16 protein-coding genes are annotated in these 13525 nt (G+C 51.3%); 10 read left to right on the forward strand and 6 right to left on the reverse strand.

What is annotated here, in order from left to right; all coding sequences use genetic code 11:
- Window positions 1–73 precede the first annotated feature (73 nt).
- The 5 genes from rpmI to ACYVC2_RS13155 all read left to right on the forward strand — a co-directional run bounded on the left by rpmI (window position 74) and on the right by ACYVC2_RS13155 (window position 3106).
- The gene (rpmI, locus tag ACYVC2_RS13135; protein WP_461102883.1) at window positions 74–268 is read left to right on the forward strand and encodes a 50S ribosomal protein L35; all 195 of its coding nucleotides are present in this window, start codon (window positions 74–76) and stop codon (window positions 266–268) included.
- Window positions 269–446: 178 nt separating this feature from the next.
- Window positions 447–791, forward strand: coding sequence for a 50S ribosomal protein L20 (rplT, locus tag ACYVC2_RS13140; RefSeq protein WP_461102884.1), 345 nt, complete (start codon window positions 447–449; stop codon window positions 789–791).
- A 162-nt stretch (window positions 792–953) separates the two neighbouring features.
- Window positions 954–1346: a RidA family protein gene (locus ACYVC2_RS13145; RefSeq protein WP_461102885.1), complete on the forward strand. Its 393-nt coding sequence runs from the start codon at window positions 954–956 to the stop codon at window positions 1344–1346.
- 5 nt (window positions 1347–1351) lie between these two features.
- A complete protein-coding gene (locus tag ACYVC2_RS13150) occupies window positions 1352–2392 on the forward strand; it encodes a helix-turn-helix domain-containing protein (protein WP_461102886.1) in 1041 nt (346 codons plus the stop codon).
- 126 nt (window positions 2393–2518) lie between these two features.
- Window positions 2519–3106 carry a c-type cytochrome gene (locus tag ACYVC2_RS13155; RefSeq protein ID WP_461102887.1) on the forward strand — a complete coding sequence of 196 codons (588 nt, stop codon included), beginning with the start codon at window positions 2519–2521 and terminating at the stop codon, window positions 3104–3106.
- Between the two features lie 91 nt (window positions 3107–3197).
- Here the strand turns inward: ACYVC2_RS13155 and ACYVC2_RS13160 are convergent, their stop codons facing one another.
- Window positions 3198–3638: a nuclease A inhibitor family protein gene (locus ACYVC2_RS13160; RefSeq protein WP_461102888.1), complete on the reverse strand. Its 441-nt coding sequence runs from the start codon at window positions 3636–3638 to the stop codon at window positions 3198–3200.
- Window positions 3639–3763: 125 nt separating this feature from the next.
- Between ACYVC2_RS13160 and ACYVC2_RS13165 the strand changes: the two genes are divergently transcribed.
- From ACYVC2_RS13165 to dnaK, 3 genes are all read left to right on the forward strand, one after another.
- Window positions 3764–4312, forward strand: a complete 549-nt coding sequence (locus tag ACYVC2_RS13165) for a hypothetical protein (RefSeq protein ID WP_461102889.1) — start codon at window positions 3764–3766, stop codon at window positions 4310–4312.
- Between the two features lie 217 nt (window positions 4313–4529).
- On the forward strand, window positions 4530–5387 hold the full coding sequence (locus ACYVC2_RS13170; protein ID WP_461102890.1) for a class I SAM-dependent methyltransferase: 858 nt from the start codon (window positions 4530–4532) through the stop codon (window positions 5385–5387).
- Between the two features lie 187 nt (window positions 5388–5574).
- Window positions 5575–7503 (forward strand): molecular chaperone DnaK, encoded by a 1929-nt coding sequence (dnaK, locus tag ACYVC2_RS13175; RefSeq protein ID WP_461102891.1) that lies wholly within the window; start codon window positions 5575–5577, stop codon window positions 7501–7503.
- Between the two features lie 574 nt (window positions 7504–8077).
- Here the strand turns inward: dnaK and ACYVC2_RS13180 are convergent.
- Window positions 8078–8674, reverse strand: coding sequence for a MarR family winged helix-turn-helix transcriptional regulator (locus ACYVC2_RS13180; protein ID WP_461102892.1), 597 nt, complete (start codon window positions 8672–8674; stop codon window positions 8078–8080).
- Window positions 8675–8777: 103 nt separating this feature from the next.
- Between ACYVC2_RS13180 and ACYVC2_RS13185 the strand changes: the two genes are divergently transcribed.
- Window positions 8778–9146 (forward strand): VOC family protein, encoded by a 369-nt coding sequence (locus ACYVC2_RS13185; protein WP_461102893.1) that lies wholly within the window; start codon window positions 8778–8780, stop codon window positions 9144–9146.
- Between the two features lie 282 nt (window positions 9147–9428).
- Here the strand turns inward: ACYVC2_RS13185 and ACYVC2_RS13190 are convergent, their stop codons facing one another.
- The 4 genes from ACYVC2_RS13190 to ACYVC2_RS13205 form a co-directional block, all read right to left on the reverse strand.
- Window positions 9429–9863: an ester cyclase gene (locus tag ACYVC2_RS13190; RefSeq protein WP_461102894.1), complete on the reverse strand. Its 435-nt coding sequence runs from the start codon at window positions 9861–9863 to the stop codon at window positions 9429–9431.
- A gap of 76 nt (window positions 9864–9939) precedes the next feature.
- Complete coding sequence (locus tag ACYVC2_RS13195) at window positions 9940–10494, reverse strand: Crp/Fnr family transcriptional regulator (RefSeq protein WP_461102895.1); 555 nt, start codon at window positions 10492–10494, stop codon at window positions 9940–9942.
- Window positions 10495–10651: 157 nt separating this feature from the next.
- Entirely contained in the window at window positions 10652–11554 is a 903-nt protein-coding gene (locus tag ACYVC2_RS13200; protein ID WP_461102896.1) for a helix-turn-helix domain-containing protein, read from the reverse strand.
- A 15-nt stretch (window positions 11555–11569) separates the two neighbouring features.
- A complete protein-coding gene (locus ACYVC2_RS13205; protein ID WP_461102897.1) occupies window positions 11570–12433 on the reverse strand; it encodes an NAD(P)H-binding protein in 864 nt (287 codons plus the stop codon).
- Window positions 12434–12669: 236 nt separating this feature from the next.
- Here ACYVC2_RS13205 and ACYVC2_RS13210 point away from each other — a divergent pair, with 236 nt between their 5' ends.
- Entirely contained in the window at window positions 12670–13344 is a 675-nt protein-coding gene (locus ACYVC2_RS13210; RefSeq protein WP_461102898.1) for a DUF429 domain-containing protein, read from the forward strand.
- The last annotated feature ends 181 nt before the right edge of the window (window positions 13345–13525 follow it).

The following is a 13525-nucleotide window of genomic DNA, read 5'->3' on the forward strand; positions in this document are numbered from 1 at the left end:
CGTAGCGATTATTCGAGTTTTTCGTATCTTTGCGGCCTGTTTACTTAAATTTCCACGAAAGCGGTTTACGATAATGCCAAAAGTTAAAACCAATTCGGCCGCCAAGAAGCGTTTCAAGCTGACGGGAACCGGGAAAATCAAGCGGAAGCATGCCTTCCACAGTCATATTCTGACGAAGAAAACAACCAAGCAGAAGCGCAATTTAGTGCACGACTCGCTGGTCAATGGTTCGGATGAGCGTCGTATCAAAGCGATGCTGAACATCTAAGAACAACGAAAGGATGCGGTCGCATCCTGGTTCACGTTTCACCCGATGCCGGGCCAAAAGTGAATGAAGAGTTAAGAATGAAGAGTGAATAGTAACTGGATTTTTAATCTATTCATCACTATTCACTGATCACTCTACACTTCTCGTCCGCCTGTCGTCAAAAAACAATTAACACACAATGCCACGTTCCGTTAACCACGTTGCCTCACGGGCACGTCGTAAGAAAGTAATGAAGCTGGCCAAAGGGTATTTTGGTCGGCGTAAGAATGTCTGGACGGTTGCGAAAAACGCCGTCGAGAAAGGGTTAGGCTACGCATACCGCGATCGGAAGGCCAAAAAACGCGATTTCCGGTCACTCTGGATTCAGCGGATCAATGCAGGGGCCCGCATCAATGGGCTGTCGTATTCGGCCCTGATGGGTGCTCTGAATAAATCGGGTATCGAGCTGAACCGTAAAGTACTGGCCGATCTGGCCATGAACCACCCGGAGGCTTTTGCCGCCGTTGTGGAACAAGTGAAGTAAACAGAACTGAATACAGTGAAAACCCCGGTGATGAGCCGGGGTTTTTGCGTTTATAGCCGCTGCGACCAGCACAAGGCTGGTATCCGCTATGTCGCATTTCTTCTATCAGAGGCCGGAACCCTCGCTACCTTTGCCTAAACAAATCAAAAAACACCATTTACAATGAAAACGACAACGATCAATCCCTGGACCTGGCAACAGCAGCTAGGCTACTCGCAGGCCATCGAAGTAACGCCAGCTACCCATACCCTTTACTGTGCCGGGCAAGCGGCTATGGATGCCGAAGGCCGACCCGTTGCGGCCGACATGGGCGGGCAGATCGACTTATGCTTCGCTAACCTGGAAGCGGTATTGGAGCAGGCGGGGTATACGCTGGCCAATGTGGTCCGGCTCAATTTTTACACCACCTCCGTGGGGCAGTTTTTTGGGGCGTACGGGCAGGTCATCGCCCGGCTGCAGGCCGCTGGCTGCGCACCGGCCAGTACCCTGCTGGAAGTGAACGCGCTGGCTTTCCCGGAACTGACCATTGAACTCGAAGCTACCGCCGTGAAATAAGCCGGATGGGGTTCGCCTTCAGCCAGAAAACCACGCAAACACCACACCGGTTTCGGCAGCTGGCCGCAGGGGCAGACCAGCCGCAGGGGGCGCGCGTAACCGCATACGAAGATGTCGCTTTTTTTCAATATCGGCTTCGGGGAGCGGTCTATCTTTGTCTGAACCATTCGTCCGCTTACTGCCAGATGAAAACAAGTTATCAGGAGTTCAAGCCATCACTGGCGCTGCAACCGTTCGTAGAGTGCTACTGGCTGCATCAGTTCGAAACAGTCACCAACGAAGCGTCGCCGATTCAGCGGTGCATGCCTTTCGGAGCGCTGGAGCTTATTCTGCATCTGGACGATAACCGCGCGCACGTATTGCTGGATAACCGCTGGGAAAAACTGCCACAGGGCTTTTTTGTGGGACTCTACCGGGATACAGTGCACTGGAAACCGGTTGGAACGGGGCGAAAATTCGGTATCCGCCTGAAGCCGGAGAGTTTGCTGCAGTTGTTCAACGTACCGGTCGCGTCGCTGTTCAATCAGTTTACGTCCCTCGAAAATTTCTTTGGTCGGCCGATCAACCGCCTGGTGGAGGATGTCTACGGGGTACAGGCGGTGCAGGAGGTGATCCGGGTGGTCGAGTCGTTCCTGTTAACCCAGTTCCGAAACCTGAGCGCCGAGCCGAATTACGTCATCGATGCGGCCCGGCTCATCCGTCAGGCAAAAGGAAACCTGTCGATCGAAGCGTTGAGCAGGCATCTGGCCATCAGCAAGCGGCAACTGGAGCGCAGTTTCAAGGATACCTACGGCACCACGCCCAAGGTATACCAGCGGATCATTCGCTTCCGGAATGCCTACGAGTCGTTCCAGCAAACCTCAACGGCCCCCAACTGGCTGGATATTTCCTACAACCTGGGTTATGCAGACCAGGCCCATTTTATCCGGGATTTCCGGGAGTTTGCCAATGAGGTGCCCACGATAGTCTATCACGATCCGGGCCAGTATTTCCGCTCCGCCCGGTCGGTAACCGGCCGGCAGGCGGGTGTAAAACCGGCTGACTGACCGTATGGGTAGGGGTGTCTGAATCTTACTCATTTACCGCGGCTCTCGCATCGATTCGTGGGGCACCGGGGCGCATCCGCGACACTTCAGACATTTCTTTCTTACTACACTAACAAATCTATAACCATGAAACAGTGGATTTATCTGGCGGTTGCGGCCGTCACTGGGCTTACTTGTGCCTTTACAAACCACACTCCGGCGCCAGCCAGCCGTCGCCCGGCGGTCAGGCAGCCCGCGCCTGGTCAACTGATCAAACGGGGCGAATACCTGGTTGCCATTGCGGGTTGCGCCGATTGCCACGCACCCAAGAAAATGACACCCCAGGGTCCCGCGCCCGACAGGGACCGGTTTCTGTCGGGCTACGACGGCGCGCAGCCGCTGGGAACCTACGATAAAAACCTGGTCAAAACAGGGCAGTGGGTGCTGTTCAACGGGCAGAATACCGCCTTCGTGGGGCCCTGGGGCGTGTCGTTTGCCGCCAACCTGACCCCCGACGCAACGGGCATCGGCAACTGGTCGCTGGAGCAATTCAGCCGTGCCATGCGGCAAGGTAAGTTCAAAGGAGCCGCCACCGGCCGACCGCTGCTGCCACCGATGCCCTGGCCCAACTACACGAACCTGACGAACGAAGACATGAAGGCCGTTTTCGCGTACCTGAAATCACTCAAACCCATAGCTAATTCGGTGCCTGCTCCAGTGCCGCCGACGCCGTAAGGTATTGCGCTGGTTCGTTGGGTCGGTCGACAGCCGATCCGCTTTTACGCCCGTAGCCGACGAGTTCAAAAACTCAGTTGGCTACGGGCGGCTAGGTTTGAACAACCCTGGTTTTGATACCCGCCCGCTCACCGGTGGCCAGTAGGCCAATCAAATACACGTCGATTTCGGTTTCGCCGACCCAAAACACCTGCCGACCCGATAGCTGGCTTTCCAGGGTTTGTTTGAGCCGCTGAAAGGTGTCGGTGCGTTTTTTTTCTTCGTCGCTGTACCAGTCCTGATTCGTAATCACGGGATCCCAGAAGTCTGCTTCGGACCGTTCTTCGACATATACCGACGGCGGCTGCATCAGCCATTCCTTTATCTGGCTGACCGTCAGCGGTTCTGTCTGGCTGAGTGGGCAACTTACTGGCTCCACGGGTTCGTCCGACTCACTAGGGTAAAGCAGATTCGTCACTAAAGGAACCACCTGATCGCTGAATGTTCCGTTTTCTGAAACGGGAAGGGTACTTTTGGGCTCGTCGTTCGTCATAAAGAAGAATAAGTTCACCACCGATTAACCAATTAGGAGGATTGGTGGTTGACATATCAATTGGAAACTTAGCTTTTTCAACGCGAATAAGAAACTTATTGGCTAAACTCAAAACCACTACAGACATGTTAGAAACACTGATGAACCTGGTGCAACAGCACGCGGGTCAGGCTGTTATCAATAATCCGGCTATTCCGAATAGCCAGAACGATAGTGTCATGCAGACCATTGCCAGCAGTATCATGGGCGGTCTGGGGCAGCAGGCTCAGGGCGGTGGGCTAGGGAATCTGCTCGGGATGGTCGCTAATGGGGGCGGCAATGTGCAGCAAAACCCCGTGACGCAGGGAGTTCAGCAGCACGTTGAACAGAACCTGATGCAGAAACTGGGTATTTCGCCCCAGGTGGCTATGTCGATTGCCGGGGCGGTGGTACCGATGGTGCTGGGTAAGCTGATGAACAAGGCGGCTGACCCGAACGATAATAGCGTCGATGGTAACAGCATTCTGGGAGCGGCTACCGGCAACCAGGGCGTCGACTGGATGGGAGCCGCTTCGTCGGCCATGGCCGATGGTAAACTCGATATGAACGACCTGATGCGGGTCGTGGGCAACCAGGGTGGGAGTGGGAGCGGTGGACTCGGCGGAATGCTGGGTGGCCTGTTCGGTGGCAAGTAATTTGCCGGACAAATAGCACCCTGTTCAGGGCAACGTCCCGGTGTAGTGATCCCGCAGACCGGGATCACTACACCGGGACGTTGCCCTGATGGTCCCTGATGACCGACCCCTGGTGCATCGGCCGACCGCTTAGCCAGTCAAATGAACCGTTTCCTAAATTGTAGCGAATGGATTCATGGTCAACGGATTATTTTTCGGTGAACCAAACACCGTTCTTATGGAAACGCCCCAGCATGTCATTCGCGACCAGCAGCAGACGGTCTGGAACCAGTTTGCTGCTGGCTGGAAAAAGTGGGATGAGTTGACCATGCAGTTTCTGCAGCCCATGGGCGATGCTATTATCGACGCGCTCACGTTGAGCCCAACGGATGCCGTGCTGGACGTGGCTACGGGAACCGGCGAGCCGGGCCTGACCATTGCCGCAAAAGTAACGGCCGGCCGGGTAATCGGAACCGACTTATCGGAAGGGATGCTGGCGACGGCTGAGGAAAAAGCCCGACAGCGGGGGCTGACCAATTACCGGACGCAACAGGCCGATGTGTGCCGCCTGCCGTTTGCCGATGCCAGTTTCGATGCCGTGAGCTGCCGCATGGGGTTTATGTTTTTTCCCAGTATGGCCCTGGCGGCTCAGGAAATGGTACGCGTGCTTAAACCGGGTGGGCGGCTGGCTACCTCGGTCTGGTCGGGGCCGGCCGACAATCCGTGGGTGAGTACCCTGATGGGAATTATCAACCAGACCCTGCCCGGACCTCCGCCACCTTCCGACGCGCCGGGCATGTTCCGTTGCGCGAAACCAGGGCTGGTCTCTGGTTTTTTAACCGATGCCGGTTTAACGAAGGTGCAGGAGTGGCCTTTATCGGGTCAGGTCATCCACGCGAGTCTGGACGCTTATTGGGCGAATATGACCGAGGTTGCCGCCCCGGTCGTTTTTGCCCTCAAACAAGCCGATCCGGCAACCATCGATCGGATCAAAGCCGAACTATTCGCCCGACTGCGCGGGGAGTATGGCAGCGGACAGCTGGCTATTCCCTTCGGCACGCTTATCATTCAGGGGATAAAAGAAAGCACCCCCTAATGGTTGAGCCTGCGATCTGCCACCTTTTTGCAACTTAATGGGCTAAAAGGCGACATTGTGACTCCCTGAATTTATTATTCTGCCAATCTGACAGCAATTCGAACATTTTTCCCGGCTGGCATTTCTATTGATAGATAGGTACTGTCTGTCAGTTATTACACAGCCAACACAAGAAACTAAACCAGTTATGGGAAAAATTATTGGTATTGACTTAGGCACCACGAACTCGTGCGTGGCCGTGATGGAAGGCAACGAGCCGGTCGTAATCCCCAACTCCGAAGGAGCCCGGACGACGCCGTCGGTGGTCGCATTTATGGACAACGGCAACGGCGAACGCAAAGTGGGTGCACCCGCTAAACGTCAGGCCATCACCAACCCGAAAAATACGATTTCCTCGATTAAACGGTTCATGGGGAAACGGTACAGCGAGGTAACGAACGAAATTAAAAACGTCGCTTACGACGTTGAAAACGGCCCGAACGGTACGCCCCGCGTGAAGATCGGTGACCGTCAATATACGCCACAGGAGCTTTCCGCCCTGATTCTGCAAAAAATGAAGCAGACGGCTGAAGATTACCTGGGTCAGACCGTAACCGAGGCCGTAATTACGGTGCCAGCTTATTTCAACGACGCCGAACGTCAGGCTACCAAAGAAGCCGGACAAATTGCCGGCCTCGATGTGAAACGGATCATCAACGAGCCAACCGCAGCCGCCCTGGCGTATGGGTTGGATAAAACCAACCACGACCAGAAAATTGCCGTATTCGACCTGGGTGGTGGTACGTTCGATATTTCGATCCTGGAGCTGGGCGATGGCGTCTTCGAAGTAAAATCGACCGACGGCGATACGCACCTCGGTGGGGACGACTTCGACCAGGTGATCATCAACTGGCTGGCCGACGAGTTCAAGAAAGATGAAGGCATCGATCTGCGGCAGGACCCTATGGCTCTGCAACGCCTGAAAGAAGCTGCCGAAAAAGCTAAAGTAGAGTTGTCCAGCTCGACCTCGACGGAAATCAACCTGCCGTATATCATGCCGGTGAACGGAATTCCGAAACACCTGGTACGATCGCTGAGCCGCTCGAAATTTGAACAACTGGCCGATTCGCTGATTCAGCGGAGCCTCGAACCCTGCCGCCGTGCCCTGAAAAACGCGGGTCTGTCGGCAAGCCAGATCGACGAAGTGATTCTGGTGGGTGGATCGACCCGGATTCCGAAAGTGCAGGACGAAGTCGAGAAACTCTTCGGTAAAAAACCCTCGAAAGCCGTTAACCCCGACGAAGCCGTCGCCATCGGCGCTGCAATTCAGGGGGGTGTCCTGACGGGTGAAGTCAAAGACGTACTGCTGCTCGACGTGATTCCGCTCTCGCTGGGTATCGAAACCATGGGTGGGGTGTTTACCAAAATGGTAGAGGCCAACACCACGATTCCGAGCAAGAAAGTGGAAGTGTACTCGACGGCATCGGACAACCAGCCGAGCGTAGAGATCAACGTCCTGCAGGGGGAACGCCCAATGGCGGCTCAGAACCGTCAGTTAGGCCGGTTCATACTGTCCGATATTCCACCGGCACCGCGGGGTGTACCCCAGATCGAAGTAACCTTCGACGTTGATGCCAACGGGATTCTGCACGTAACGGCCAAGGATAAAGGCACCGGCAAAGAGCAGAAGATCCGGATCGAAGCGTCGAGCGGTCTGACTGAAACGGAAATCAGCCGGATGCGCGAAGAAGCGAAAGCCAACGAAGCTGCCGACAAAGCCGAACGGGAAAAAATCGAGAAAGTCAACCAGGCCGACTCGATGATCTTCCAGACCGAAAAACAACTGAAAGAGTACGGCGACAAACTGTCGGACGGTAACAAGACGGCCATCGAAGGAGCGCTGGCGAACCTGCGCACCGCCCATGGTACGCGCGACGTAGCCGCGATCGACACCGCGCTTGAAGGGCTGAATCAAGCCTGGGCTGCGGCATCGCAGGAGCTATACAACGCTACCAACGGTGCGGGAGCTAACCCAGCCGACGGTGCGGCCGGCTTCGACGGTGGCAACACCAACCCGAATCAGGGACAACCCACCGGTGATAATGTCTCGGATGTTCCGTACGAAGAAGTGAAATAAACCGGGATTTATCAGATTTTTCTGGTTGACCTGATTTTTGAAAGCCCCTGCTGGTAACGGCGGGGGCTTTTTTGATGAATTATGAAGAAAATATCTGCAACCGTTATTGTACTCTGAACAAGTATTAATATCTACGAGCAGATTGGGCGGAACGAATCCATCACTAATGATGACATGAAATGGCAGGTAAACTGGCGGCTCGCCAGGTAGTCTGGACACCTAAACCTCAGGAAGACTACCGACATACGGATTCTTATTTGATGGATGGATTTGGGGTAGTTTTTGCAGAAACGGAGATAATGCGTCATTTGAAGAGAAACCGTCTTACCAACTCAAATGCCTGGCTGAAAATGAGTCTTTGATTTTTGAGATAACAATTTGAGATTGAGCGGAGCTAACATGGACGCAATTGGTCGTCCGTCCCTTAAAATGGGCATTTAGTGATACCGTAAAACCCAGTTGATAAAGAGATCGGTTGGAACAAGTGTTCGGTCAGATCGTAGTTATCCTGCTTGATAAAAGCACTGGTTATTTTCAGAGCTAAGCACCCAGGAAGGCGTAAACCGGTATTCTATCATTTCATTTTAGCCGCTAACCAATGCTCAGCCAAGGTGGCTTCCACCGGTTGCAACAGTTGGATACCAAGCTCAACTTGATCTTCTGCCAGGTCACCAAAGCACAACTGGTTTACCTGGTTTAGTTTCTGGTAACAGGCTTCCAATTGACTTTGCCCTTTGCTGGTGATCGTTAACCGTTTGGTTCGTTTATCAAGCGCATCGCCTTGCTCCAGGATCAAGCCCGATTTTTTGAGCCGGTCAAGAATCAATAAGCCTGATGATAACTCATTGAAGTGAGCCGAGATGACATCGGTCTTCTTTGGATTGGTCATATAAGCCACGGAACTCAGATACAAAAACTCGTCGAAGCTGTTAAGACCGGATTCTTTAAAGGCAGCCAGTGCGTGAAGGGTATGCAACTTGGAAATCCGGCCAATTAATTTAATCAGCAAGCTAGCCTTGTCTGGGGGAACAGGGGATTGCCAAAAGGAAGCTGAACCGGCTTTTGGCTGCTGACTCACCAGGTAAGCCTGACAGAACTGAACTAACTCCGCCCTGGGGTTTTCCTCTTCATAACTCGCCCATAAATTGAGCAACTCGACGGCTTTATTCATATAGATCATTTTTGATGTAAAAATAAAAATAAAACATCACCTATGCCATATATAATCATTTGTGATATATATTTGCCAATGAAACATCATAAATGATATAACTATGAACACAGTACAAGTTAAAGGGCTGAGTGGGGTGATCATGTCCTCACCTGAACCAGAACGGTTGGCCAACTTTTATCGCGATGTGCTCGGCATACCATTGGCGTTGAACCGGCATGGCAATACGCCTGAGCATTGGGAATGCGACTATAGCGGAATTCATTATGCGGTGCTCAAACAAGCGGTAAATGCGCAAGCGAACCTCAACACGGTTTTATCCTTTAGGGTGGATGACATTGAGCGCTTTGTAAAAACTCACAACATTCCATTAATTCATCCGATCATGGATCTGGGGGAAGGGGCTTATATTGTCAGCTTCAACGATCCTGACGGCAACATCCTGCGCTTATGGATGGATAAAAACCACTAAGAAGGTGCGCGTAAAGATGACGATGAACCATCATCTTTACGCGCACCTTCTTAGTATGATCAACTGGTTACTGATTCTCAAAATGTGCTCCCCAAGGTGCAACGGACAGGCTTTCAGGCACCTGCTTGTTTAAATGGGCGTTACCTAAACGGATGCATGGACAACCGTAAAGGCACCCCAATTTTGAAAGGCCCATGCCCGATAGGGCTTTTCCGTACGTCGATAAGAAAGTGGTACAGCTGCGGAGAATATAAATAGTGACAGCTACGTTCACATTTCACCTTAGTCTGGCACTTTGCATTCGTCTGCGGCTTGCTGCTTGAGCTGACTTTCCAACAGCGTACCGTTGATCTCAGCCCAGTGTTCAATGATTTTTCCGTCTTGCAGGCGATAAAACCGGTAGCCGCTCGTAGTAACTTGCGCCCCAGTAGGACCGATTCCACGCCAGGCGCCAATATGGGTCATTATCAGCTTAACCTTAAGGATCGTTTTATTCCCCTCCGTAATCTGGTCTTCGATAAGGGTCTGATGGGAAAACGACTGGCTAGTAGCCTGGATCCATTTCATTAGACCAATGCCGTCAGCAGATAAAGCGGCTGGTAAAGAGTGGTCGACATAATCAGGATGAAGATATTCACCTAACTTGTCATAGCGTTGTTGATTCCAAACGTCTTCAATGAAGCGGGTTGTTACCTGTTTAACCTGATTTACGTCCATTACCTATAGTATTTAGCTAACACAAAAGTAGGAATGCCGTACAGGTAAGTTGTGTGACAAAAGTCAAAAAACGGTGCTATCTCAACCGCCGGATCCGGCTTAATGTCTCCCGTCGAATGCCCAAGAAGGAAGCTAAATGACTCAATGAAAGTCGTTGGAGTAACGAGGGCTGCTTTTGGGAAAACATATCATAGCGCTCCCTGGCTGAATATAGTTTAAACCAGGTGGCATATTCTTCCTGCTCTTCCAGTAGCGTTTCCAGTAACGTACGACCAAAGGCTTCAATTTGATGAGATGCTCCATAAAGCCTGATCAAATCTGTTTTAGCGATGGCTAATACCAGTGATGGTTCGAGGGCCTGAATGGTTAATTCGGTTGGTTGCCCGGCACGTAAACTTTTTAAATCAGTGACAAAGGAGTTTTCGGCCGTAAAAGCCACGTTCCGTTCATCGCCATCCTTGATATGAAAACTCCGTAAGAGTCCCGTTTGTAGAAAGAAGATATGCCTGCATACTTGGCCAGGGTGTAGCAGGAGATCCCCCTTATTAAGTTTTTCTTCAGTCAATGCGCTGTCAAACGCTGACCACGTGTCATTATCAAGCTGTGTCAATCTCCTGAGGGCATCACGCACGGCGAATCAGTATGCTATAGAAGTCGTGACAAATATTAAAAAAAAACATTGTCTTATAAGCCATCCTCCTTGAGACACAGTACCTTTCATGTATCAGTTTCCGGAAATAGGCGTTAAGGAGCCCAGCAATGCACGAACCCACTACACCACTGCACGTTTAAGTAAAGGAGGTTCTGAAGGCGAGCGGGGTGGTCTTGGTTTTTGCTTTAAACAGCTTACTGAACGACTGCGGATGCTCGAACCCTAAGCCAAAGGCAATCTCGCTCACCGACAGGTCGGTGGTTGACAATTTTTCTTTTGCTTTCTCAATCAGCTTTTCGTGAATATGCTGTTGGGTACTTTGGCCGGTTAATAGCTTCAGCACACGACTCAGGTAGCTTACCGATATGTTTAACCGCTCGCATACCACCTGCACCGTAGGCAACCCGTTGAGCATGATCTCCTCACTGTTGAAATAGCCGTTGAGCAAGGTGTCCAGCCGGTCAAGTAACTGATGGTTGCTGATTTTGCGGGTAATGAACTGGCGATTGTAGAAACGCTCTGCGTAGTTGAGCAACAGCTCGATTTGTGCCAGGATAATTCCCTGACTGTAAGGGTCAATAGTAGCGTGATATTCGTGGCTGATCTGAGCAATAATTCCGTCGATAGTCTTCTCCTCGTTTGCTGAGAGAAATAACGCTTCATCAGCACCGTAATCAAAAAATTCATACTTCTTTATGGTTTTTGCCAACGGTGAGCCCCACAAAAAATCAGGGTGAATGAGCAGCAACCAGCCAGTTGGATCAGTAGGTAGGGTAGCCAGTTCAAACCCAATCACCTGACCTGGCGCTGTGAAGAACAAAATACCTCCCGTGAAATCATATACCTGCTGTCCATAGCGATATCGGGCGTCTGGAATGCGTTTAATGGAAATACAGTAGAAGTCGTTAAGGCTCAGGCGATCTGGCACAATCGTTATGTCCTTGATATTGACGACACTGATCAGCGGATGCGCCGGCTGGGGCAAGCCTCTCCGCTGGTGAAATTCCTGGATGCTTTTTAGACGGACTGGCTGATTCATATCCCTACTAGTTTGTTATTGTTGATGATACGCTTTGGCAAAGTCCCTAGCAAAGTCCCTCAGTTTTGTTTTACCCAGCACTGGCTGATGACGAAGGTAGTTTTGGAACACCACACCACTATGCATGGCTGCCTGCATTTTTACCAGTTCATCCGCTAATTGCAGAGGCATGCCCATTTGTAGGAAGCCAGTTCGCAATGCTTCATCCGGAATAATGGCCCATTGTAGGTCAGGCTTTCCAATTGCTTCGCCCAATATGCCGGCCACTTCGTTACAGGTAAGTTCTTCGCTGGCCACATAGCGTACTTTGTTCGCCGTAGATGAATCCGTTAGTTCTTCCGCTGCCGCAGCAGCAATGTCTTCTGGGGCAACAACCGCAATTCTGTCATTCCCGCCGTAGTTTCCTACAATAGCCCCTTGCTGTTTTATCATCGGAATATAGGAGTAAAAGTTGCTGTAAAACACAGTGGGTCGCAGTTCGGTTAAGGCGACATGGTTTAACTGGTCTGCCAACTGAGTTGCTTCGAAGGAGCCAGTGAGACCGGCTGCCCAGCCCGTTAACAACACCACTTTTTGTACACCCGTTTCGGTTATCGCCTGCCCATAATTGTTGGCTATTTTTTGAAAATACGCCTTCTGGTCGGTCGCAGTAAAATCAAATGGGATCATGCAATATACCGCATCGGCCCTGGCAAAGGTACTTATCAGAAAAGCGGCATCTTCTAATCGGCCTATTGCTGCTTTGGCCCCCAGTTTTTCAATAGCTTGCTGCCTATCGGGCTTGCTGCTTATAATGGTTATCTCGTGCCCGTTGGCAATGAGCTGGGTTGCTAATGGGTTGCTGATGTTACCGAGCGAGCCGGTTATGATAATTTTCATGGTTATGGCTATTTATACCGCAAATTTCAGCGTAGGCGAACGGATACTTGTAGCCTGATTTTGCTTTATTGTAGCCGAAATGCGCAGGATGCTTTTTAGGCTAATGTTTTTAGATAGGCATACCTAGCAGGTGCCGCTAGGTGCTCAATCCCAGAATACGCTGGTTTTGGTGACCGATCTAAAATAACTAACGCCCTATCTTGGTCAATCCATTCAGAAGTAGGATGTAGCTAGCTATGTATGTAGGAATAGATGGATGTCGGGGTGGTTGGCTGGTTGCCAGTATTGACCAAGAAGCTAAGCTGCATCATAGCCTTATACGTAGCTTGGATGAGCTACAAGCTTTCCCCGCCAGGCTAGCCTTAATCGATATACCGCTCCACTTTGCTGACACCACCTATCGGAGCTGCGAAGTGGCGGCTCAAGTGTTACTGGGCGCTAAAAAAAGAGCCTCCATCTTTTTTACACCACACCGGGCAGCCGTATACGCAGCCACGTATGCCGAGGCAAATCGTCTCAACAGGCTACACACCGGCAAAGGCGTCTCAAAACAAACCTGGCATATATGCGGAAAAATAAAGGAAGCGAACCAGTTTCGACTTGATCATCCAGCCTATCCCTTGCACGAAGCCCATCCTGAGCTTAGCTTTTACTATCTCAACCAGCGGCAATCGTTGCTGTCGAAAAAGTCGACTCATGAAGGGGCGACCGACAGACTGGCAATCATTGCCAGGTATGCCGAGCGATACCCGCATGTGATCGCAACCACACTAATGATGACGAAACGGAAAGAGGTGAAACAAGATGATGTCATCGACGCGACGATTCTGGCGATAAGAGCCGGCGAGACTACCCTGCAATGTGTGCCAGAAAATAGAGGGTTCGGTAAGCCGGATGTAATTCTGTACTAAGATAGGCGACTTTTTCCACCAATAAACGTTCATTTATTGGTGGAAAAAGTCGCCTATAAACTCTGTGCAAGTAGCTCATGAAACGATCCCGCGTTTTTAAGAGTAGTAAGGTTTGTTGCATGCGCCTTTGGGGACGGCTATCTCCTGTAGTAAAAAGGTAGGCCCCCTGGAAAGCCGTGCC

It is taken from the genome of Spirosoma koreense, from assembly GCF_054777875.1.